General features: G+C 32.4%; 23 protein-coding genes. 12 read left to right on the forward strand and 11 right to left on the reverse strand.

The window, feature by feature from the left end; all coding sequences use genetic code 11:
• Positions 1–12: 12 nt before the first annotated feature.
• From hemL to FNB79_RS01635, 3 genes are read right to left on the reverse strand one after another with little or no spacing between them, the layout of a single operon-like run.
• Positions 13–1,305, reverse strand: coding sequence for a glutamate-1-semialdehyde 2,1-aminomutase (hemL, locus tag FNB79_RS01625; protein WP_143379635.1), 1,293 nt, complete (start codon positions 1,303–1,305; stop codon positions 13–15).
• A 17-nt stretch (positions 1,306–1,322) separates the two neighbouring features.
• A complete protein-coding gene (locus FNB79_RS01630; protein WP_143379636.1) occupies positions 1,323–2,129 on the reverse strand; it encodes a glucosaminidase domain-containing protein in 807 nt (268 codons plus the stop codon).
• Between the two features lie 4 nt (positions 2,130–2,133).
• Positions 2,134–3,051 carry a 1-aminocyclopropane-1-carboxylate deaminase/D-cysteine desulfhydrase gene (locus FNB79_RS01635; protein WP_143379637.1) on the reverse strand — a complete coding sequence of 306 codons (918 nt, stop codon included), beginning with the start codon at positions 3,049–3,051 and terminating at the stop codon, positions 2,134–2,136.
• Positions 3,052–3,285: 234 nt separating this feature from the next.
• Between FNB79_RS01635 and FNB79_RS01640 the strand changes: the two genes are divergently transcribed.
• Together FNB79_RS01640 and FNB79_RS01645 are read left to right on the forward strand one after the other, a co-directional pair.
• Complete coding sequence (locus FNB79_RS01640; RefSeq protein WP_143379638.1) at positions 3,286–5,577, forward strand: T9SS sorting signal type C domain-containing protein; 2,292 nt, start codon at positions 3,286–3,288, stop codon at positions 5,575–5,577.
• A 256-nt stretch (positions 5,578–5,833) separates the two neighbouring features.
• Positions 5,834–8,908, forward strand: a complete 3,075-nt coding sequence (locus FNB79_RS01645; protein WP_143379639.1) for a GEVED domain-containing protein — start codon at positions 5,834–5,836, stop codon at positions 8,906–8,908.
• Between the two features lie 29 nt (positions 8,909–8,937).
• Here the strand turns inward: FNB79_RS01645 and FNB79_RS01650 are convergent, their stop codons facing one another.
• Entirely contained in the window at positions 8,938–9,261 is a 324-nt protein-coding gene (locus FNB79_RS01650; RefSeq protein ID WP_143379640.1) for a hypothetical protein, read from the reverse strand.
• Positions 9,262–9,310: 49 nt separating this feature from the next.
• Here FNB79_RS01650 and FNB79_RS17140 point away from each other — a divergent pair, with 49 nt between their 5' ends.
• Together FNB79_RS17140 and FNB79_RS01655 are read left to right on the forward strand one after the other, a co-directional pair.
• Entirely contained in the window at positions 9,311–9,469 is a 159-nt protein-coding gene (locus tag FNB79_RS17140; RefSeq protein WP_185967825.1) for a DUF5522 domain-containing protein, read from the forward strand.
• Between the two features lie 216 nt (positions 9,470–9,685).
• The gene (locus FNB79_RS01655; protein ID WP_143379641.1) at positions 9,686–10,237 is read left to right on the forward strand and encodes a DUF4136 domain-containing protein; all 552 of its coding nucleotides are present in this window, start codon (positions 9,686–9,688) and stop codon (positions 10,235–10,237) included.
• Between the two features lie 94 nt (positions 10,238–10,331).
• Here FNB79_RS01655 and FNB79_RS01660 read toward each other — a convergent pair whose 3' ends face one another.
• Complete coding sequence (locus FNB79_RS01660) at positions 10,332–11,090, reverse strand: enoyl-CoA hydratase/isomerase family protein (protein ID WP_143379642.1); 759 nt, start codon at positions 11,088–11,090, stop codon at positions 10,332–10,334.
• A 106-nt stretch (positions 11,091–11,196) separates the two neighbouring features.
• On the opposite strand from FNB79_RS01660, the gene FNB79_RS01665 reads away from it, so the two are divergent.
• On the forward strand, positions 11,197–11,502 hold the full coding sequence (locus FNB79_RS01665; RefSeq protein ID WP_143379643.1) for a rhodanese-like domain-containing protein: 306 nt from the start codon (positions 11,197–11,199) through the stop codon (positions 11,500–11,502).
• Here the strand turns inward: FNB79_RS01665 and FNB79_RS01670 are convergent.
• The 3 genes from FNB79_RS01670 to alaS all read right to left on the reverse strand — a co-directional run bounded on the left by FNB79_RS01670 (position 11,497) and on the right by alaS (position 15,936).
• Complete coding sequence (locus tag FNB79_RS01670) at positions 11,497–12,111, reverse strand: DUF4230 domain-containing protein (RefSeq protein WP_143379644.1); 615 nt, start codon at positions 12,109–12,111, stop codon at positions 11,497–11,499. The two genes, FNB79_RS01665 and FNB79_RS01670, sit on opposite strands and share 6 nt — an antisense overlap.
• Positions 12,112–12,350: 239 nt before the next feature.
• Positions 12,351–13,313, reverse strand: coding sequence for a GSCFA domain-containing protein (locus tag FNB79_RS01675; RefSeq protein WP_143379645.1), 963 nt, complete (start codon positions 13,311–13,313; stop codon positions 12,351–12,353).
• A gap of 4 nt (positions 13,314–13,317) precedes the next feature.
• A complete protein-coding gene (alaS, locus tag FNB79_RS01680; RefSeq protein ID WP_143379646.1) occupies positions 13,318–15,936 on the reverse strand; it encodes an alanine--tRNA ligase in 2,619 nt (872 codons plus the stop codon).
• Between the two features lie 228 nt (positions 15,937–16,164).
• Here alaS and FNB79_RS01685 point away from each other — a divergent pair, with 228 nt between their 5' ends.
• The 6 genes from FNB79_RS01685 (at position 16,165) to FNB79_RS01710 (ending at position 20,461) form a co-directional block, all read left to right on the forward strand.
• Entirely contained in the window at positions 16,165–17,136 is a 972-nt protein-coding gene (locus tag FNB79_RS01685) for a M23 family metallopeptidase (RefSeq protein WP_143379647.1), read from the forward strand.
• Complete coding sequence (locus FNB79_RS01690) at positions 17,136–17,465, forward strand: MerR family transcriptional regulator (protein WP_143379648.1); 330 nt, start codon at positions 17,136–17,138, stop codon at positions 17,463–17,465. The genes FNB79_RS01685 and FNB79_RS01690 overlap by 1 nt, the downstream gene beginning before the upstream one ends.
• An 11-nt stretch (positions 17,466–17,476) precedes the next feature.
• Complete coding sequence (locus tag FNB79_RS01695) at positions 17,477–18,076, forward strand: LemA family protein (RefSeq protein ID WP_143379649.1); 600 nt, start codon at positions 17,477–17,479, stop codon at positions 18,074–18,076.
• 6 nt (positions 18,077–18,082) lie between these two features.
• Positions 18,083–18,523 carry a TPM domain-containing protein gene (locus tag FNB79_RS01700; RefSeq protein WP_143379650.1) on the forward strand — a complete coding sequence of 147 codons (441 nt, stop codon included), beginning with the start codon at positions 18,083–18,085 and terminating at the stop codon, positions 18,521–18,523.
• A 3-nt stretch (positions 18,524–18,526) separates the two neighbouring features.
• Positions 18,527–19,339: a TPM domain-containing protein gene (locus FNB79_RS01705; RefSeq protein WP_394345100.1), complete on the forward strand. Its 813-nt coding sequence runs from the start codon at positions 18,527–18,529 to the stop codon at positions 19,337–19,339.
• Between the two features lie 195 nt (positions 19,340–19,534).
• Positions 19,535–20,461: a mechanosensitive ion channel family protein gene (locus tag FNB79_RS01710; protein WP_143379651.1), complete on the forward strand. Its 927-nt coding sequence runs from the start codon at positions 19,535–19,537 to the stop codon at positions 20,459–20,461.
• 113 nt (positions 20,462–20,574) lie between these two features.
• On the opposite strand, the gene FNB79_RS01715 is transcribed toward FNB79_RS01710, so the two are convergent.
• Entirely contained in the window at positions 20,575–20,922 is a 348-nt protein-coding gene (locus FNB79_RS01715; RefSeq protein WP_143379652.1) for a hypothetical protein, read from the reverse strand.
• A gap of 253 nt (positions 20,923–21,175) precedes the next feature.
• Entirely contained in the window at positions 21,176–22,483 is a 1,308-nt protein-coding gene (gene der, locus FNB79_RS01720) for a ribosome biogenesis GTPase Der (protein ID WP_143379653.1), read from the reverse strand.
• An 88-nt stretch (positions 22,484–22,571) separates the two neighbouring features.
• Between der and FNB79_RS01725 the strand changes: the two genes are divergently transcribed.
• Positions 22,572–23,066 (forward strand): GTP-binding protein, encoded by a 495-nt coding sequence (locus FNB79_RS01725; RefSeq protein WP_143379654.1) that lies wholly within the window; start codon positions 22,572–22,574, stop codon positions 23,064–23,066.
• 4 nt (positions 23,067–23,070) lie between these two features.
• Here FNB79_RS01725 and era read toward each other — a convergent pair whose 3' ends face one another.
• Positions 23,071–23,955, reverse strand: coding sequence for a GTPase Era (era, locus tag FNB79_RS01730; RefSeq protein WP_143379655.1), 885 nt, complete (start codon positions 23,953–23,955; stop codon positions 23,071–23,073).
• Positions 23,956–23,976: the final 21 nt, after the last annotated feature.

Consider the following 23,976-nt stretch of genomic DNA (forward strand, 5'->3'; position numbering starts at 1 on the left):
AAAATATAGAAGTTACTTTTTTAAAGTTAATGCTACTTTATGTACAGCATTTATAGTTGCATCTAAATCAGCATAGGTTAATGCATCTGTTATAAACCAAGTTTCAAAAGCACTTGGCGCAATGTAAACACCTTGTTCTAGCATGCCATGGAAAAATATTTTAAAATTTTCATTATTCCCTGTAGCAGAAGTTTCAAAATCCACAACGGGAGTTTCTGAAAAATGTACAGAAATCATAGACCCAACACGATTTATAGTGTGTACAATATTATGATCGTTTAACACTTTTGCAATTCCTTTATGTAAATATTCTGTTTTTTCAGCTAAACGATTAAAAATTTCAGTATCACTTTCTAAAGCTTTTAACATGGCCAATCCTGCTGCCATGGCTAACGGATTACCACTTAAAGTTCCTGCCTGATAGACCGGACCTAATGGAGCAAGATAATTCATAATTTCTTCACGACCTGCAAAAGCACCAACTGGCAATCCTCCTCCTATCACTTTGCCAAAACACACGATATCTGCTTTTACATTAAATAATTCCTGAGCTCCTCCTCTTGCTAATCTAAAGCCCGTCATAACTTCATCAAAAATTAAAAGAATATTATTAGCATCGCAAAGCATTCTTAATTGTTCTAAGAATTTTGTTTGTGGCGGAACGCATCCCATATTACCTGCAACAGGTTCAAGAATGACACATGCAATATCATTAGGATTTGCATCAATTATAGATTTCACATGCGCAATATCATTATACTTTGCCAACAATGTGTCTTGTGCTGTACCTACAGTTACCCCTGGACTGTTAGGGCTACCAAAGGTCATAGCCCCACTTCCTGCTTGTATTAGAAATGAATCACTATGTCCGTGATAACATCCTGCAAATTTTATAATTTTTTCTTTCCCAGTATATCCTCTAGCTAAACGCACAGCACTCATACATGCTTCTGTTCCAGAATTAACAAAACGTATTTTATCAATATTAGGAACCATAGACACCGCTAAAGCAGCTATTTCGGTTTCTATTTCTGTAGGTGCACCAAAAGATGTACCTAATTTTGCTTTTTCAACAATAGCATTTACAACTGGAGGGTATGCATGCCCCAAAATCATAGGCCCCCAAGAATTTATATAATCTATAAATGTATTGTTATCTTCATCTATTAAATATGCGCCTTTTGCTTCTTTAATAAAAAGAGGAGTTCCTCCCACGGCTTTAAAGGCACGTACTGGAGAATTTACACCACCAGGAATAACCTGTTCTGCCTCAGCAAACAAAGCACTACTTCTTGTATATTTCATTATTTTATGTTTGTAATTTAAGATTTTACTAATAATTCTTGTCCAATAGAAAGATTAGTATCTTTTAAACCATTTATATTTTGAAGTTCTTGAACCGAAATGTTATAGCGTCTAGAAATAGAATATAACGTATCACCTTTTACAACATAATGCACATCTTGTTTAGATGGTTTATATTTTGATTGGGTTGATTTACCTGTAACTTGGTTATCGTAATTATACAATTCATAACGTTCTATTAACGCTATTAATTTATCTGGATACTTTCTATCTGTAGCATATCCTGCAGCTTTTAATCCTTTAGCCCAACCTTTATAATCGTCTATATCTAAATCAAATAAAGCCGAATAGCGTTTGCGCTCGGTTAAAAATAAAGAGTGGTCGCGATACGAATATTTGGCATCTTTATATTTTCTAAAACATTCTTGATCTGCATCATCGTCATGATGAACTGTTGCGCCAGTCCAATCGTGGCATTTAATACCAAAATGATTGTTAGCCTCTATAGCTAAACGGCCTTTACCAGATGCGGATTCTAAAATACCTTGAGCTAAAGTAATACTTGCTGGAATATGATATAATTTCATTTCTTCGATAGCCACACTACTATATACTTTAACGTAATCTGAAGTATTGGTTATCACTTTAGGTATAACTTCAGTATCTGTTTCTGGTGTTTTATTAACCGTTTCATTTTTGTTATGGCGAAATTTTCTACTTCTTAAATATTCTGTTTGTTGTTTAGATGAAGTCGTATAACGTTTTCTAGACCCACAGCTAAAAACAACACTTGACACTAACAAAATGATAATTATTTGCTTCATATATTTATATAATTTGAGGCATTTTCTTTCTTTTTAAATGGGTGTTCATACCCGCAATACCTTGTAAACCTCCAGTATGTACAACTAATATTTTAGATTGTTTAGGAAAATAACCTTGCGTTATTAAATCCATAACTCCATAAAGCACTTTTCCTGTATATACAGGGTCTAACGGAATTGTATATTTTTTTTTAAATGCATTTATAAACCTTACTAAGTCAGGGGTTATTTTTGCATAACCTCCAAAATGATAATCTGTTATTAGCTCCCAATTGGTTTTGGTTACAAATTTACTAATATTGTTTTGTAAAAAATCACCTTTTAATGCAGGAAATCCTAAAATGGTTTGATTTAATTTACTGCTATTTATAAGTCCCGAGATTGTACCTCCAGTGCCTACGGCACAGCAAATATAATCGAATTCACTATCTTGTGGCGTTAAAATATGTTCACAGCCTTGTACAGCCAGGTTATTAGTACCACCTTCTGGGATTAAATAAAAATTTCCAAAAACCTCGTCTAAACCCTTTATAAATTCGGGAGTTTCTTTAAGTCTAAAATCTGCTCTACTTACATATTTAAAAGTCATACCACAAGCTTCTGCAAATCTAAGCGTAGGATTTAAATGCGTTTCTAAAGCCAATTCTTCACCACGAATAATACCAATTGTTTTAAAACCAGATATTTGTCCAGCGTATGCAACCGCAGCAATATGATTAGAAAACGCCCCTCCAAAAGTTAACAATGTAGTATGCCCTTCTGCTTTAGCTTTTAAAATGTTATAATGTAATTTTCTGTATTTATTACCACTAACAAACGGATGAATTTTATCTTCTCTTTTTATAGAAAGACTAATATTATAATCTGAATCTAACAGTATAGACTGATTATTAATATTTGGGGCTGTAGATGAAAAAAGCATAAGATGCCACTTTAATTAAATCATTGACTTACAAATGTAAAGCATTTAAAAGGTTGAACATGAGTTTTTATAAAAAAATAGATATTTACTTAAAAATAATTTTTTTTATTAAACGTTACTTTTATACCATTCGTCTACATTTTTTGGTTATTAAACGTTTTACAATCAACACTCTAATACCAATTAGATTAAATTAGTACTTTTGCAGCCGCTAATTATCAACTTATTAATCTTATGCTATTTAAATCTACACTAATAAGGTCAGTTTATGACCTTAAATACATTTTTTTTATTGTCCTTTTTGCTGTACTAAATACAAATGCTTTTGGACAGACGACAAATACTTGGAGCCCAAAAGGATCTTGGGAAGCTATTCCTGGTGACACCAATTGGAATAATAGTGCAAATTGGAGTTTAGGTAGAGTTCCTATCACTACTGACAAAGTCGTAATTACTTATGCTCATGGAGATTTATATCCTGTGATTGATGGAAATACTGCTAACGCATATTCTATAAATATTGAGTCTCCAAGACAACTAACTATACAAAATAATGCACAACTAACTGTCACAGAAAAAATAACAACAAACGGGAAAATTATTATAGATAATAATTCTATAGTAAATGCTAAAAATTTTGAAATCACCTCTGGCGGAGGTAGTGCACTAGACATGGACGCAAGCGTATTAAACATAGAAGAAGATATTGCTATTAATGGCCCTATTGACACAGGTACAAAAAGCACTATTTATGCAGAAAACCTGACCCAAAGCAACTCAGATTTAAGTCAGTGGATTATTGACGATAGTGAAGTCTATGTTTATAATAAATTATATACACAAAAACTAATAGAATTAGTTAATGGTTCAATCGTACAAACAAAAGATTTAGAAATGACTAACTCTGGCGGTAGTGAATGGAAATTATATGATACCTCTGTATTAACTGTAGAAGAAGATTTAACTCTTACATCCAAAATGACATTATACAATAATGCCAGTTTAATACAAACCTCTACAACCGATGAAAATACATATGGGGCTTTTTATCAAGGAGAGCTTAACATATACAGAACAGTAGAATCTGTTCGCAACACAGATTATGTATATTGGTCTTCTCCAATAGATAATTATGATATTTCTAATATAGGAAATACTTCACATAGATATATATGGTCTCCAACAGTTGATCATACTGGGGTTTATGCTAGTAATTTTGGAAATTGGGAATCTGCTTCTGGAAGCATGATAAAAGGTAAAGGTTATATAGTACGTGGTGGTCCTTCTGGACATATTGATGGAGGAGAATACACACAACTATTCAGCTTAAATTTGGCAAAAAATGGTATTAACTATAAGTTTAATAATGGTCCAATAGAAATACCAGTATTTCATGGAGGTTATAATGGAGGGACTTACAACGAAGATGGTTCTGGAGACAATGGACCCTCAATCACGAAAATTTCTAACGAAGATGATAACTGGAATTTAATAGGCAACCCGTATCCATCAGCCATTAGTATAGAAGCTTTTTTAACAGAAAATGTGAATATTATTGAAGGGGGTGTTAGAATATGGACACACGGTACAGAAATAGGAGATTACGATGATCCTTTTTATCAAGATTTTGTAAAAAATTATACTGCAGCCGACTATATAACTTATACAAATTTAGGATCAAGCACTCCTCCCCCTGGAGATAGCAGCGATTATATTGCGTCTTGCCAAGGATTTTTTGTTAGTATGAGACATGATGCAGCTTCTGGATCGAATGTAATTTTTAACAACTCTATGCGCGAATACAGATTTACTTATACAAATTCTAATTTTTACAAAACAGTTGAAACTACTCAAAAATCTCGTATTTGGCTAAATTTAATTGCAGAAGAAACTAAAAGTATTAATACAATGTTACTTGGTTACACAAATGGAGCCACAAAATCTAAAGATCCATTATACGATTCTGTAATTATGGATCATAACACAATGAACATTTATTCTTTGATAGAAGAAGAGCCTATGATTATTCAAGGTAGACCTTTACCTTTTGAAATTACAGATAAAATTCCACTAGGAATTACTTTAACAACAAAAGATTTTTTCTCAATAGGGATTAGCAAAGTAGACGGCTTATTTGAAAATAACCAAGATATTTATTTAGAAGACACTTATACAAATGTTGTACACAATTTGCGTAATTCTCCTTATCAGTTCACCTCTGAAGCAGGAACTTTTAACGATCGTTTTATATTAGGCTATCAAGATAAAAGCTTGAATATTGATGATATTATAGGAGATTCTGAATTTAAAATTATAGCAACTAAAAACTTTATAAAAGTAAGTACCTCTACAAACACAATTAATAACATTATAGTATATGATGTGTTAGGACGCGTAATTTATCAAGTTAATAAATTAAATGCTTCAGATGTAAAATTAAATCAGTTAAAACCAACCAACAGTCCTTTAATTGTAAAGGCAGTTTTAACAAACGGTACTACAAAAACACAAAAAGTTATGTATTAATAATTTCAAGCATATAATAAAGAAAAGACGGAATTTGTCATAATTTTGTAGCTAACCGCTTTTAAACCCCAAGCCCTTAAATATTTACGCTTAGTTTTTTTTTTACTACAAAAATAAAATTCTGTAGAAATAAACTTAATGATTTAAATATAATATCAAAAAAAACTATTAAATTAATACAGTGTTTACTCTAAAAAATATATTTAAAATATAAAAACAATTATTTTTGTAAATTAAATTGATATCCTTAATTATTATGCTAACAAAAACTACCTACACAAAAATTAAAGATGCTTTTTCCTTTAATACTTCTTTATTCAAGCAATTTACTATGCTACTATGTTTTGGACTCATTGGCCTTGTATCAACAGCACAGGAAACTGTTATTATCCTAGATCAACCTGGTTCTGGAACTTTTGTAGCACCTTGTGGTGTAACTAAAATATTTGTAGAAGCATGGGGTGCAGGTAGTGCTGGTGGTGGTAGTTCTAACTCTAACCGAGGAGGTCAAAGAGGTAATGCAGGAGATTATTCTTCTATAGAATATAATTTAGTAGAAGAAGGCCTAACTTTTTCATATACAATTGGGGAAGGAGGAAAAGGTGTTGTTGGTACTAATGGAGGTCAAAGTTCTGATAGAACTATCATGCAGGGAGGAAAAAATAATGCCTTTTATATTGGAGTAAACCAAGCTAATAACGGAGGACAAATAGCTTACGGTGACCAAGCAGCTGAAGATGGGGAAGATGCAGCTAACGATGCAGATGGAATATCTATCGGAGCTGGTGGTCTTGGGAACGATGCTGGAGATGGTTATGATGGGGGTCCTGGTGCTGGTGGTGGTGGTGGAACACAAGTTAATGGTGCTCCTGCCAAAGGTGGAGACGGTGGAGACGGTTACATTCGTATTACTATGACATATGGAAACAATAACTCTACCCAATATTGCTTAACAGAATTTCAAACAATTGAAGCTATAACTCATGTTAATTTTGCAGGTATAGATTACGCATCCAATACTACAAGTAGTCAAGAAAACGAATTATTTTGTACACAAGTTGGTACAGTTGTACAAGGAAGTGATAATAATGAAATTACAATCAAAGGAAACACAAATGGAAATTATAAAAATTACTATGTAGCCTATATAGATTGGAATCAAGATGGTGACTTTAATGATAGTAATGAGAAATACGACATAGGAGAAAATGAAAACTCTACTGGAATAGACAGTGAAAATGCTTCTGGAAACATAAATGTACCTAGTATTGCTAAACTAGGAACAACTACAATGCGTATTATTAAGACAGGAGAAGATGATGGCTATGCTAATGGAGCTTGTAATGAATACCAAAAAGGACAAGCTGAAGATTACACCTTAGTTGTAAAAGAATTTGCAGAGAAAGAAGCAAGCTGCAAAACATGGGTAGGAGATAACGGTATAGGATGGTTTGTTTCTAGTAATTGGGAACCTAAAGGTATACCAACAGCAAATGATTGTGTTATTATAAACACTTTGAATGGTAACAGCAACCCCAAAATAAAAGGATATGAAACTACAGGAAACAGTAATGGTATTGCCTACGCTAAATCCATTACTATTTTAGGAGATTACTCTCAATTAACATTATCTGTTCAAGCAGAATTACAGGTTACTGAATTTATTTCTTCTAATTCCCCGATTTATATTACAGATGGTAGCTCATTAATTATGGAAGATGGATATTTAGAATCTAGTGCTAATGGTACTATTGAAGACAATAGTCTCTTAACTGTAAAAAATTTCTCATTAACATCTACTAACGCTTCATGGGATATTAATGACACTTCTGTACTAATAATTGATGAGACCTTAAGCTTAGACGGGGATATAACTCTTAATGAGAATGCGAGTTTAATACAATCTAGTGAGGATACTAATTTGTCTTCTGGAACATTTACCATGAATAGAACTTCTACAACGGCACATAATACAGATTACACATATTGGTCTTCTCCTGTTCAGAACTTTAATATAGATAACATATCAACCACCTCATATCGTTATGAATGGTTACCTACAATAGATAATAAATACGGAAAGTGGTCTAAAGTATCAAATACAAATATGACTGTTGGAAAAGGATACATCATAAGAGGTGAAAATTATACAGCGTCATTTCAAAACAACAAACCTAACAATGGGACTATTAACACAACCATAACTAGAGGTACGTATAACGGAAGTGATTATATAGATATTTCAAGCACTGCTGTGACTAAATTAGACGATAATTGGAACTTAATAGGAAACCCCTACCCTTCAGCTATTAATGCCGATGATTTTTTAACAGAAAACAGTGATTCTTTAGATACTGGTAGTTCTGTAGGTACTATAGAAGGAGGTATACGTATTTGGACTCATGCCTCAGAACTTAGCTCTGGAAACGACACTCCTTTTTATGCTAACGAAAGCGCAAGTTACAACGCAGACGATTATATTACTTATACTCTAGCGGGTTCTTCTCCTTCTGGATTTGATGGTTATATTGCCTCAGGACAAGGTTTCTTTGTTTTAATGAAGCATGCTGCAAGTACCCCAAATACTGTAACATTCACTAACGACATGCGAAGCTATACTTCAGAATATAGTAACTCAGATTTTTATAGAACTAGTAACACAAAAAATAGAATTTGGTTAGATTTAATCGATAGTGAAGAAATATCCTCGAATATGCTTTTAGGTTATTTTGATGATGCATCAGACGCTAAAGATCCACTTTATGATGCTGTAATTATGAATTCAGATAACACTTGCATCTATTCTATCATAGAAGATGAAGCATTTGTTATACAAGGTAAAGCCAATCCTTTTTTAGAAACAGACAAAGTGGCTTTAGGCCTAATTAGCACAAAAGAAGATGTATTTACCATTGGAATAAATAAAGTAGATGGTGTATTTGAGACTGATCAAGATATTTATCTTGAAGACACTTATACAAATGTTGTACACGACTTACGTAATTCTCCTTATCAGTTCACTACTGAAGCTGGAACTTTTAACGATCGTTTTATATTACGTTATCAAGATAAAAGCTTGAGTGTTGATGATGTTATAGCAGATTCTGAATTTAGAATTATAGCAACTAAAAACTTCATTAAAGCAAGTACTACAACTAACACTATAAATGACATTGTAATATTTGATGTTTTAGGCCGTGTGATTTATCAGGCAAATAAATTAAATACTTCTGAAGTAAAATTAGATCAATTAAAACCCACAAACAGTCCGTTAATAGTAAAAGCAACTTTAACAAACGGAACCACTAAAACACAGAAAATTATTTATTGAATTACAGATAAACACATATTTATAAACACTTATATATATTTCCTAAATGCTAAACAAGACCTTGACTTTAAATAGTTAAGGTCTTGTTCATTTATATATGCTTCACGCTCGAAAGAAATGTTTCTATATGCCATATGCCAATTTTTACAATGCACAAAACGAATTAAAAACTCTACAGCATACCAGATATAAAAAGGCAATATCAATAGTTCCAACTGCTGTTTAAGATGAATGCGTTCATGATTTACTAAAACCTGATTTGTTTTAAGACTAGGTGTTCTTAATACCACAAACGGATACAACGTGATTCCCTGAAATCCTTTAGGAATGATGTGTTTTGAAATTAAAATCATAAGTTATCTCTTTCAAAAATCAATCCAAATTACATTATATTTGAACATCATGAAAAAAATAATTCCAGTAGAAGAAGGCGATTATTATTTAACGCCTGAAGGTTACCGTTGCTTTACAGCTCAATATCATCTAAAAAGAGGTTATTGTTGTAAAAGCGGATGTAGACACTGTCCTTATGGATACGATAAAAAAACAGATAGTTTTTAAACCAAAAAACCTCTAGAAACAAACCAATTACAATCCAAAAACTGCAAAACGGTATGATTTTTGTTGTGAAAAATATATTAAACCCAGTTTAAATACATAATACAGGGACTCCTTACTGTGCTATGTATTCCTTTGTTTTTAGCCTTAAAAAAATAGCTTTTAATTTATTATTAATTAGCTTTATATAATTATTAAACAATATCTAATACAATACCTATGAAAAAGATCTTAAAATTTCTACCAGTTTTAGTTATTCTACTACTATTAAGCTCTTGCAGCTCTGTTAAAGTTGCTTCAGATTACGATAAATCGACAACATTTGACCAATACAAGACCTTTGCTTTTTACAAAACCGGAATTGATAAAGCAGAAATTAACGACATAGATAAACGCCGTATTTTACATGCTATTGAGGCCGAACTTACAGCTAAAGGCTATACTAAATCTGAAAATCCAGATATACTAATTAGCATTTTCACTAAGGCTAGAGAACAAGTAAATGTTTACAACAACAATATGGGTTGGGGCCCTTACGGATATGGTTGGGGGTGGAGTCCTTACTACTATAATAACTTCAACAATACATCTGTAACCAGATCTACAGAAGGTACGTTATTTATTGATCTTATAGACGCTACCAAAAAAGAGTTGGTTTGGCAAGGTGTAGGTTCTGGAGTATTAAATGATAATATAAATAAAAAGGAAGAACGCATCCAGGAATTCGTAAATAAAATCCTAGAGAATTATCCTCCTGAATTAAAAAAATAACGATTTACCTGAAAAAGAAAAACAGCAATTAACAAAGAATCTATTTCTAGATTCTTTGTTTTGTTTTATAGCTTTAGTTTTTTAAATATTGTACCTAAGCTGTTTTATATTTTTGTAATACTGTTTTTGTAAACGTACTAAGTACTAAAGTACCGCTTATTCTAGCACGCTCTACCAATAACTCGTCCCAATGTGCGGTGTTTGTCCACATAATGCTCTTCATTGCTGCCATAGCCTCCGGGTTATAAGTTTTAAGCTTATTAACTAAATCGGCTGTAGCTGTTTGCATTTCTACTTTAGACGGATATAGCTCTACATATAATCCTTTTTGTTTTGCCCATTCGGCACTATAAAATTGTTCTGCATTAATTGCCATTTCAGACATAGAGTTCACTCCTATTTTACGACTTACTGCAGGTTCTATTACAAAAGGGCCTATACCAATACTTAACTCACTTAATTTAATTGCAGCATATTTTGTGGCCAAACAATAATCTGCTGCTGCAGCGATACCAACGCCTCCACCAACAGTTTTTCCCTGCACATTACAAACTATAAATTTAGGGCAGGTTCTCATGGCATTAATTACTTTTGCAAAACCTGAAAAAAATAACTGCCCCGCTTCTGCCGTTTCAATAGCTATAAGTTCATTAAAACTTGCTCCAGCACAAAAGGTTCTATCGCCTTGACTTTGCAAAATGACTACCCGAACAGCATCATTTTTAGCCGCCAAATTAATTTCTAATTCTAGTTTTAAAAGTAAATCACTAGGTAATGCATTATGAGATGGACTATAAAATGTAATGGTGCTAACACCCTCAAATACAAATTGTTCTACAAAAGGTTTTTCCATATTTTAAAAGCCTAAATATTTAAAATCGAAGATACTGAAATTTTTAAGTTGCGCCTTATTATCCTTTCTTTTTCATGATAAAACTCGTATTTTTATAAAAAAAGAGATGGGATTATTAGATTTTTTATTCAGAAAACAAAAACGAGATATCGAGCATTTCAAATCTAAAGGGGCTATTATTTTAGATGTACGCACTCCAAAAGAATACAAAAAAGACCATATTATTGGTTCTGAAAATGTACCTATAGACCAATTACAACAAAAAAAATCCACATTAAAAAAAGCACAGAAGCCTTTTATAGTGTGTTGTGCTAGTGGCGTAAGATCTGCCAAAGCCGTTAAATTTTTACTTTTAAACGGTATTGAAGCTACTAATGGAGGTAGTTATAAATCTTTAAAAAAAATACTATAATTTTAAATTACTAAGTGTGTCTTCTCCTGATATTGGCGTGTTATTGTATTGAAGCGTCCAGCCTAAAGAATTTGTTAAAATATAGAATTTAGCCAACTCACTAATCAGTCTATTTTTAGAGTTTTTCTTAAACTCAGACTGCTCTACTTTTTTCATTAAAGAGGCTTTCACTTTATTTTTAATCTTGTTATAATCTTTGGCTTCAAACTGATTTAAGAAATCGGCTTGAATATCATAATACTCAAATTCTGGACTTATTTTAATCTCTTCATTTGGAATGTAAGTGATATTTAATACTTTGTTTACTTCATCTATATCGTAAGTTATTTTACTTAAATCGTAAGCAATTGTTACATCAGCATTTACTACAACCAATGCTTTCTTCTCTGCAGTAACCAAATACGGAAACACATCTCTAGAATCTTTATAAGAAAAAACCTCACTAAAATGTCCTTCAGTTACAACCAGCTTCCCTACATTTTTAATTTGCTCTTGTATTAGCATAGAGTTTTCTAAAAGTTCTGCTTCATCTGCTTTCTTTGTATTAAAATATTTAAACGTAAAGAATAAGACTATAGCAACAAGAACGCCATAAATTATATTTCGCATTAATTTAATTTTTAATTAAAGGTATAAAATATGTTTATTCCAAAGGTATTTTCAGACAATAAAAAAAGCATCAACTTCTTAGACACATTATAGTATGCTTATTAGACGTTGATGCTCTTAACAGATTGATTAATAGCAGTCCCAAGTTAATTTTTATTTAAATTACTAACGATATTTTTAGATGATTAACTAAAATATTAGCTATAATGTATTGATTATAAACATATCAGAATAATTTCCTACACCTTAAAATCAATACTTGCTATCCTTTCTTGAAGTTTCTTAATTTTTGTATGTAAATCTTTAATAAATTTTTGATGTGCTTCTGATGTGGCATTAAAAGGTTTATGGCTCAACCCTGTTTGAATGGTTTGTACTTCCTGCATTATTTTGGTAGCTGAAGATGATACCCAAGCATTACTAAATTTCTCCCAAATGTAATCTATAGCTATTGCATTAGGATGCACTAAATCTGATGCATAAAAACGATAATCTCTCAACTCATCCATCATGATTTCATAAGAAGGGAAATATTGCAATCTTTCCCTGTTTGAAGTGTCTAAAACCTGATGAATTGCTGTAAGTAAATGCGATTTACTTCGGGAGTTTTCTATATAACCATCTTTTATATGTCTTATTGGAGATACAGTACATATAACGGTCGCGTTTGGATTTACAGAATTAATTAACCCTATAATACTTTGTAAAGACTTAGCTACTTCCTCAGGGCTTAACAATTCCTTTTTAAATGCTTTTTGAGGTACTTTATGACAATTTGCAACAGTAACACAAGACTCAAGATGTTTGTAAACCCAAGCTGTTCCTAGCGTAATAATAATATGCGAAGCTGTTTTTAAATAATCTTGTGTGTCTTGTAACGCTAAATTTAGGCCTTGTAATACAGACTCTTGATCGATACCACTTAGTTTAGAATGTGCATCGTAGCAATGCCATAACTCCTGATGTTTAAACACATCTTCATTAACGTACTGTTTATTTTGCAGTGCATGTTGTATAAGTTGCTCAATTGCTTTTGGCTGAAACAATACTCCAAACGGATTTTGACGTATATTGAATTTATAATAATCTAACTTCTGTCCTATATTTTCTACAAAACAAGATCCCAATAACAACACCTTAGACTGATAATCGATTTGATTTTCAGTTTGTTGCTGTATTGGGATCTCGGTAAAAAATTTCATGAGTTTATGCGTTTACAACATAACTTTTAGCAGCCTCTAACGCTTCAGCAATACCTTCTGGTTTTTTTCCTCCAGCAGTAGCAAAGAACGGTTGGCCTCCACCACCACCTTGTATATATTTTCCTAATTCGCGAACCACTTGTCCGGCGTTTAGTTTATGACTTTCTACTAAACTTTTAGAAATGTAACACGATAACAATGCCTTTCCATTTTGTGCTGTTGCAAACACTAAAAATGCATGTTCTAAAGTGCCCCCCAATTCAAAAGATAAATCTTTAATACCAGCAGCATCTAGATCTAATTGCTTTGCTAAAAACTGAATACCATTTATAGTTTCTAGCTCTTGCTTAAGCTGACCTTTTACATTTTGAGCTTTTTCTTTTAAAAGGGCCTCGACTTGTTTTTTAAGGCTTGAATTTTCTTCTTGTAATTGTACAAGTGCTTTTATAGGTTCTTGAGCATTATTAAGCAATTCTTTCATCTCAAAATAAATGGCACTATTATCTGTATAAAAATCTTTTACAGCATCGCCTGTAATCGCTTCAATTCTACGAATTCCAGATGCTACTGCACTTTCAGATGTAATTTTAAAATGCCAAAGATCGGCTGTATTTTGTACGTGAGTTCCGCCACAAAGTTCTATAGACTTTCCAAAACGGATAGACCTTACCGTATCGCCATATTTCTCTCCAAATAAAGCCATAGCACCTTCTGCTATTGCTTTCTCCATTGGAATATTACGTTGTTCTTGTAAAGGTAATTTTCCTTCAATACGTGCATTAACAAAATCTTCTATATCTTGTAATTGTTCGTTAGTCACTTTAGAAAAATGTGAAAAATCAAAACGTAAATGTTTTGAATGCACAGCAGAACCTTTTTGCTCTACATGATCACCTAAAATTTCGCGTAAAGCTTGGTGTAATAAATGTGTCGCGGTATGATTACACGATGTTCTATTACGCTGTTTATTATCTACAGCTACTTTTAACACTTTTGAAATATCTTCTGGAAGCTCTTTTACTAAATGATAAACTACATTATTTTCTTTTTTAGTATCTAAAATATACGTGATATCTCCATTTGGAGATTCTATATAACCTTTATCACCTACTTGACCACCTCCTTCTGGATAAAACGGCGTAAGATTAAATACTAATTGATACATTGTACCATCTTTTTTAGATACTACTTTTCTATATCTCGTAATTCTAACTTGAGCTTCTAAAAGATCATAACCAACAAACTCCTGTATTGCATCATCAATTAAAATGGTCCAATCATCGGTAGACATTTCACTTGCAGAACGCGATCTTGATTTTTGTTTTTCCATTGCGGCATGAAAGCCTGCTTCATCTAACTCTAAGCCTTTTTCACGAAGTATTAAAGAGGTCAAATCAATCGGAAATCCATAAGTATCATATAATTCAAATGCTTTTTCACCAGATATTACTGCACCAGATGCATTTTCTATAATTCCGTTTAATAAAATTAAACCTTGATCTAACGTACGTAAAAAAGAAACTTCTTCTTCTTTAATTACATTCTGTATAAGTTGTTTTTGAATTTTTAACTCAGGAAAAGCTTCTCCCATTTTACTAGTAAGTACATTTACTAGTCTATAAATAAACGGTTCTTTTTGGTCTAAAAATGTAAAACTATAACGTACTGCACGACGTAAAATACGACGAATAACATAACCGGCTCCAGTATTACTTGGCAACTGCCCATCTGCTATTGAAAAAGCAACAGCACGAACATGATCTGAAATGACACGAATCGCGACATCTACCTGTTCGTCTTTCCCGTAATTAGTTTTAGAAATAGTTTCAATTTCTCGAATAATTGGAGTAAACACATCTGTATCATAATTAGATTGAACACCTTGCATAACCATACATAAGCGTTCAAACCCCATTCCTGTATCTATATGTTTATTTGGTAGCGTTTCTAAAGTTCCGTTTGCTCTTCGGTTATATTGCATAAATACCAAATTCCAAATCTCAACCACTTGAGGATGGTCTGCATTAACTAAAGATTTACCATCTACTTTTGCCTTTTCTTTTGCCGAGCGTATGTCTACATGAATTTCACTACAAGGTCCGCATGGTCCTTGATCACCCATTTCCCAAAAGTTATCTTTTTTATTACCTTTTAAAATACGATCTTCAGGAACAATTGCTTTCCAAAAATCGTAAGCTTCTTGATCCATTGGTGTACCATCTGCTTCATCACCTTCAAAAATGGTTACATATAAAATATCTTTATCAATTCCATACACTTCTGTTAATAGTTCCCAACACCAAGCAATTGCTTCTTTTTTAAAGTAATCTCCAAAACTCCAATTCCCTAACATTTCAAACAATGTATGGTGATACGTATCGTATCCTACTTCTTCTAAATCATTATGCTTACCAGACACACGTAAACATTTTTGAGAATCTGCTAAGCGATTATTTATGGGTTTAGCCTGCCCTAAAAAATACTCTTTAAAAGGTGCCATCCCTGAATTAACAAACATTAACGTAGGGTCGTTTTTTAAAACCATTGGTGCTGAAGGCACAATAGTATGACCTTTACTTTTAAAAAATTCTAAATATTTAGAGCGAATGTCTTGAGATTTCATATAATATGTAACAAACTGTTATTAAATTGACTACTTTTAAAAAGTCGTTTTCTGGTTTTAAAGTGCAAATATATTGTTAAATTAAGCTTTGCCTAGAGCTAGACGCAAAATATTGTCATTTGTTTGTTAAATTTGCAACGAAAATATTTTTTGTAGGTTTGCCATTAAGCCTATAATTTAACACCATGTGTTATACAATATAATTGCAAAAATAGTATAAATTAGATAATGAGTAAGGTAAAATATTATTATGATTCTGAGACGCTTTCCTATCGTAAAATAGAGCGAAAGAAACGTAAAACGTTTAAATACATCTTAGGCTTCTTAACAGCCGCCGCATTGTTTGGTTTTTTAATCGTTTCAATTACTAGTCAATTTGTTGAATCTCCTAAAGAAAAGGCTTTGAAGCGTGAACTTACAAACATGCAGTTGCACTATGACATGCTTAATAAAAAAATGGATGAAGCCTCTGAAGTTTTAGCAAGTATTGAAGATAGAGACAATAATATTTATAGAATATATTTTGAGGCAAACCCTATACCAGAAGAACAGCGAAAAGCAGGTTTTGGAGGTATAAACCGTTATAAAAGTTTAGAAGGGTATGATAATTCTAAACTTATTATTGAAAGTAGTAAAAAACTTGATGTACTTCAAAAACAAATTGTTATCCAATCTAAATCTTTAGACGAAATAGCAAAACTTGCAGAAGATAAAGAAAAGCTATTAGCAGCAATACCTGCAATACAACCTGTAAATAATGTAGATTTAACTCGAATAGCTTCCGGGTACGGCTACAGAACTGATCCATTTACTAAAGCCCGAAAATTTCACTATGGTATGGATTTTACAGCTCCAAGAGGAACGCCTGTTTATGCCACAGGAGATGGTATTGTTACACGAGCAGACAACCACTCTACTGGATATGGAAACCATATTAGAATTGATCATGGTTACGGGTACATAAGTTTATACGCACACCTTTATAAATATAATGTAAAGAAAAACCAAAAAGTGGAACGAGGTGATTTAATTGGCTTTGTTGGTAGCACAGGACGTTCTGAAGGGCCACATTTACACTATGAAATTTTTAAAGATGGTGAACGTATTAACCCAACCAATTTCTATTATGGCAGTTTAACACCTGAAGAATACAATAACCTTTTAGAAAAAGCTTCTTTAGAAAATCAATCACTAGATTAATGCATATAGATTTACCTGAAAAACGATACTATGGTATTGGCGAAGTTGCTAAAGCATTTGGTGTAAATGCCTCATTAATCCGTTTTTGGGAAAAAGAATTTAATGTACTTAAACCTAAAAAAAATGCCAAAGGGAATAGAAAATTTACACCCGAAGACATAAAAAATCTTAAATTAATATTTCATTTAGTCAAAGAACGAGGCTTTACTTTAGATGGCGCAAAAACACATTTAAAAGAAGAAAAGAAAAAAACTTTAACTAACTTTGATATAATCAATAAATTAGAAGACATAAAAAGTCAACTTATTAGAATTAAAAACCAACTTTAAAACCAAGACTCATGAAAAAATGGTTAATTCCAGTAATTATCATAGCCGTTATAGTAATAGGCTTTTACAAATGGGGGCAAGGCTTCAACAATACTGCGGTACGTTTAAATGAAAACGTCTCAGAAGCATGGGGAAATGTACAAACTTCTTATCAGCGTAGAAACGACCTTATTGGAAATCTTGTAAAAACAGTTCAAGGTGCTGCAGATTTTGAACGATCTACTTTAACAGATGTTATTGAAGCTCGCGCAAAAGCAACCTCTACCACAATTAATCCTGAGAATATTACACCAGAACAACTTCAACAATTTAATGAAGCTCAAGGCGGATTAAGTAGTGCCTTATCTCGATTATTAGTGTCTGTAGAACGTTATCCTGATTTAAAATCTAATCAAAATTTCTTAAAACTTCAAGACGAGTTAACAAGCACAGAAAACACCATTCAAACGGCACGTGTACGTTATAACGAGAATATTAAGCCATATAACAACCATGTAAAAACGTTTCCAAATTCAATATTAGCAGGATTATTTAATTTTGAAGCTAAACCTTATTTTGATGCTGAAGCTGGTGCAGAAAAACCTGTAGATGTTGATTTTGATTTCAAATAAAAAACAATGGACTCTAAAGTAGAAAGATTTCTTAGCCCAAAAGAAGAAAACGAGATCGTTGAAGCCATTAGACAGGCCGAAAGTCAGACTTCGGGAGAAATCCGTATCCATATAGAAAAAACAGCTTCCATTGACGTATACCAACGTGCAATGGAAGTTTTTCATATGTTGAAAATGGATAATACCAAACTACAAAACGGAGTCCTTATTTATGTGGCTGTAGAAGATAGAACCTTTGTAATCTATGGTGATAAAGGTATTAATGACGTTGTAGGCCATACCTTCTGGGATACAACTAAAGATGTAATCCAATCTTACTTTAAACAAGGTAAATTTAAAGAAGGTCTTGTAGCAGGTGTATTAAGAGCCGGGAAAGAACTTCAAGCCAATTTTCCTTGGGACGCTTCAGATATTAACGAATTACCTAACGAAATTTCAAACGGATAGATCGTGCAAAACTTAAAAAACACTTGGTTATTTTCTTGTTACTGTATTATTTTTTGTTTCACACAATTAGTTACAGCGCAATATGATATTCCTACAAAACCAGAATTTCAAACCAGTGTTTACGATTATATCAATTTATTATCGCCTACAGAAAAAAGTACTTTAGAAAATAAACTTGTAAAATATTCAGACACAACCTCTACTCAAATTGTGGTTGCAATTATTGCCTCAACTAAAGGCGAAAACATTGGACTTCTAGCGCCTAAATGGGCACAAAAATGGGGCGTAGGACAGGCAAAAGAAGATAATGGGGTATTTATACTATTAGCTAAAGATGATCGTAAAATATGGATTTCGCCAGGTTACGGTGTAGAACATAAACTTACAGCAGGTATCGTTGGAGAAATTACAAGAAATATTATTATTCCAGAATTTAAAACTGGTAATTTTTACAGTGGATTAGATAAAGGTGCCGACGCTATTTTTCAGCTCCTTATGGGAGAATATCAAGGCACGAGACAAAATACAACTACTAGCGATTTCCCTATAGAAAAAGTAGTTTTTATCATTTTTATTTTTATTATTTTCCTAATTGCCATATCTAAAAACAAACGCGGTGGTAATGGGGGTGGTAATGGAAACAACCGCAGACCTACAAGCATTTTAGACGCTATTATTTTAAGTAATATGGGCCGCGGAAGCTTTGGCGGAGGTTTTGGATCTTCTGGAGGCGGAAGCTTTGGTGGTGGCGGAGGCTTTGGTGGTGGCTTCGGTGGTGGAGGCTTTAGCGGTGGTGGTGCAGGCGGAAGTTGGTAAATCATTATCAAATTTTCAATTTAAATGCTTTATTTTTTATTAATCTGATTTCTACTCAGATCCTAGCTGTATGCTTTTTAATTTTATCTTTTTTTAATTAACTTTAAACAAAAGGCTATAATAGCATACATATTTACTGAAGTATATTTTAGTGAATACGTGCTTTTACATGGTAAAATTGAAAAAACATACCCTATGAAAAACACACATTCCAAACTTATAGTAAGCATCTTTCTTCTTATACTTGCCTCGTTTTTAAACCCAATATCAGAATTGCTAACTCGTGTAACAACTTTAGATTTTTCTTTTTTAGCACAACAAAAGCAAAATTTTATAATTGCAGCTGCAGCATGGGTAAGCATAGAAGTGTTACGTAAATTAAAGATTCGGTTTTTAAAACATTATGATATAACTAAAGAAGATAACTTAAACTCAAGAAAAATTTATACACAATTTAATATCCTTGAAAAGGTTATAATTTTTATTATTATTTTAATGGCTGTAGGATTAATACTGCTCTCTTTTGATAGCATTAGAAAATTTGGTGTGGGTCTATTTGCTTCTGCGGGAGTTGCAGGTATTATTTTAGGTTTATCTGCGCAAAAAGTGGTTGGTGCCTTACTTGCAGGAATTCAAATAGCCATTACGCAACCTTTTAGAATAGATGATGCCGTTGTGGTTGAAGGTGAATGGGGCTGGATCGAAGAAATTAATTTAACATATGTTGTGGTAAGAATTTGGGATAAAAGACGATTGGTCTTACCTTCATCTTATTTCTTAGAAACACCTTTTCAAAATTGGACTAGAAATAATGCGGATATCATGGGAACTATATTTTTATATACAGACTACAACATTCCTTTTGATGATTTAAGAAAAGAATTAACACGCCTTTTAGAAGGGAGCAATTTATGGGATGGAAAAGTAAATGTGCTACAAGTCACAGAATCTAAAGAAACCACTGTAGAGTCTAGAATTTTAGTTAGTGCAAAAAATTCGCCTATGGCATGGGATTTAAGAGTGTACATTCGAGAAAAAATGATAGAGTACATTCAAAAAAATTATCCTGATAGTTTACCAAGAACACGTTTAGTGATTGAAAACAATAGCGCTAATGCTTAAATATTAAATTCCTAAACTATTAAATTTCCAACTGAAACCTATTAAAAAGTATTAATACAAGACATTACTTTCGCTATTCTAAATACAAATCCTGACTAACAATATGGCGAGCATTAATGTTTTGATTTAAAACATCGTAAATCTTTAACGTAATGTATCCAGTATCTTTTAAGATAGAATACAATGTCGTACCATTCGAAAACCATAACTTTTTGAAAACCATCAGAGATGTTAGAATTATTGTTGACATTATTACTCCTCTCGATATTTTTAGGAAAATATGTTGCTGTATTAATTCTTAAATTATGAATGGTAAATTGAGTATCATCAAACGAATTTATACTATAAGTCCAATTTCTAAACTGAGAAGAGTAACGTGTTTCAACCTCAACAACATTAGGAGTTTCAAAAATCACATCTAAAAATGGAGACACAAATTGACCTTTACATGTATATCGCACTACATTATTAAAGTTTACCAATTGATTTAAATCTAAATCAATTATAATTTTTAAAAATAAAAAGATGTATCATAAAAAGTTTGCTTGTAATTAAACCCAAATGTTTTAACACACTAGATCTCTAATTACTTGGACTTTGTAAATCTTAAAAGGTTTAAAATAATATATATTTTATTTATCATATTTAAAAAAAATTATAAAAAAACCCATTCTTGCTTAAAGAATGGGTGGTAAAAATTAAATTAATTTTTTATTATTTTTTACGCATGTACACACTTACGGGTACTCCATTAAAATCAAAATGTTCGCGCAGTTTATTTTCTAAAAATCGTTTATACGAATCTTTAACATACTGTGGTAAATTACAGAAAAAAGCAAATTGAGGTTGCGGTGTTGGCAACTGTGTAATAAATTTAATTTTTACATATTTTGCTTTATATGCTGGTGGCGGATAATTTTCTATAATTGGTAACATCACTTCGTTTAAAACACTTGTTTTAATTTTCTTAGATCTGTTTTTATAAACTTCTACAGCCGTTTCAATTGCTTTATATATACGTTGTTTGTTTAAAACCGAAATAAATACAATTGGTACATCAGTAAAAGGTTCCATCTCTTTACGAATTTGTCTTTCGTATTCTTTAGCCGAATTGGTTTCCTTTTCAACCAAATCCCACTTATTTACAAGTACTACTATTCCTTTTCTGTTACGCTCTGCAAGCCAGAATATATTTTGTACTTGTCCATCAAATCCACGTGTTGCATCTAAAACTATAATACAGACATCGCTATGTTCTATAGCACGAACACTACGCATTACAGAATAAAATTCTAAATCTTCTTTTACTTTAGACTTACGACGAATTCCAGCCGTATCGACTAAATTAAACTCAAATCCAAAACGATTATATCTCGTATCAATAGAATCGCGTGTAGTTCCTGCTATATCAGTAACAATGTAACGCTCCTGACCTATTAAGGCATTAATAAAAGAAGATTTTCCTGCATTAGGACGCCCAACGACTGCAAAACGAGGTAAAGTTTCTTCTTCCTCTTCTTCTTCTTGTTCTGGTAAAGCTTCCACAAGAGCATCTAATAAGTCTCCTGTTCCACTACCATTAATACTAGCAATAGTAAAATATTCACCTAAACCTAACGCATAAAATTCTACAGCATCTTCGGCACGTTTCCCGTTATCTACTTTATTGACTACTAAAAAAACAGGCTTGGTAACTTTACGTAATAACTTAGCAACATCTTCATCCATTCCGGTAACGCCGCTTTCCACATCTACCATAAAGATAATAGCATCAGCTTCTTCAATAGCTAACTCCACTTGTTTATCGATTTCAGCTTCAAACACATCATCACTTCCTTTTACATATCCTCCTGTATCGATTAGAGAAAACTCTTTTCCGTTCCAATCGCTTTTACCGTAATGTCTGTCGCGAGTAACACCACTTACGGCATCTACTATGGCTTCTCTACGTTGAATTAAACGATTGAAAAATGTTGACTTTCCAACATTTGGTCTTCCTACTATGGCTACTATATTACTCATACACTTTTAATTGTCTGCAAAGGTAGTGTTTAGATTTTTAAGAAAAAACTGTATTTTAAAGCATTCTATTTAATATGAATGAAAAACTATGAATTTAGACAATGAAATAGTACTAAGACCCAGGTTTAAATTAAATATACCGAGAGCACACCAAACTGTGTTAGCCATTTTTGAAGCATTAAAAGACACGCAAACACATTATATTGTGTCTTGTGTAGACGATCATGTTTTTATACGTATTCCCAAACCTAAACAGCACTTTTGGTCGCCACAATTGCATCTAGAAGTTAATGCTCTAGAAAAGGATACTTGTAGTATACATGGACTTTTCGGCCCAAATCCAACCGTGTGGACACTTTTTATGTTTTTACATTTTATAGTAGCAATGCTCTTTATTGGATTTGGAATTTGGGGTTATTCCAATTGGGTTTTAGACCAAAGTTACAGTATACAACTTACAGTTTGTATAAGCATGATTGCACTTTGGTTTATATTCTATTTTATTGGTAGAGCTGGCAGAGCTAAAGGTAAAAACGACATGTTATTATTACACCGTTTTATGACAACTAGCCTAAATTTATAATTTTTTACTTTTGATTATACCCAAAACGACGTAATTGACTGGCATTTGAACGCCAATTTTTATTGACTTTTACGTATAATTCAAGATGAATTTGTTTTCCGAAGAATTTTTCTAAATCTTTCCGTGCCTCTACACCAACACGTTTTAAAGCCGCACCTTTATGTCCAATAATAATTCCTTTTTGAGTCTCGCGTTCTACCATAATTACAGAACGTACACGAATAATCTGGTCTTCTTCAAAAAACTCTTCCGTATCGACTTCTACGGCATATGGGATTTCTTTTTTATAATGAAGTAATATTTTTTCGCGAATGGTTTCGTTTATAAAAAAACGCTCTGGTTTATCTGTTAACTGATCTTTTGGATAAAATGGTGGTGAATCTGGAAGCAATTCAATAATACGATTAAAAACTTCAGACACATTAAATCCTTCTAAAGCTGAAATTGGAAAAATTTCTGCATTGGGTACTTTACTACTCCATAATCCAACTTGGGTTTCGAGTTGCTCTTGATCGGATTTGTCAATTTTATTTAAAAGCAATAAAACAGGAATATTTGCACTTGTAATTTTATTAAAAAAGGCTTCGTCTTTTAGCTCGGTTTCACCAATTTCAACCATGTAAACGAGTACATCGGCATCCTCAAAAGCCGATTTCACGAAATCCATCATAGACGATTGCAACTCGTAAGCTGGTTTTATAATTCCGGGAGTATCAGAGAGAATAACCTGAAAATCGTCGCCATTTACAATTCCTAAAATACGATGACGTGTCGTTTGTGCTTTAGAGGTAATAATAGATAATTTCTCACCTACAAACGCATTCATTAATGTAGATTTCCCAACGTTAGGGTTTCCTATAATATTTACAAAACCGGCTTTATGATTCATTTGTTACTCCATTTTAGTGTT

The organism is Formosa sediminum (assembly GCF_007197735.1).
Lineage (GTDB): Bacteria > Bacteroidota > Bacteroidia > Flavobacteriales > Flavobacteriaceae > Formosa > Formosa sediminum.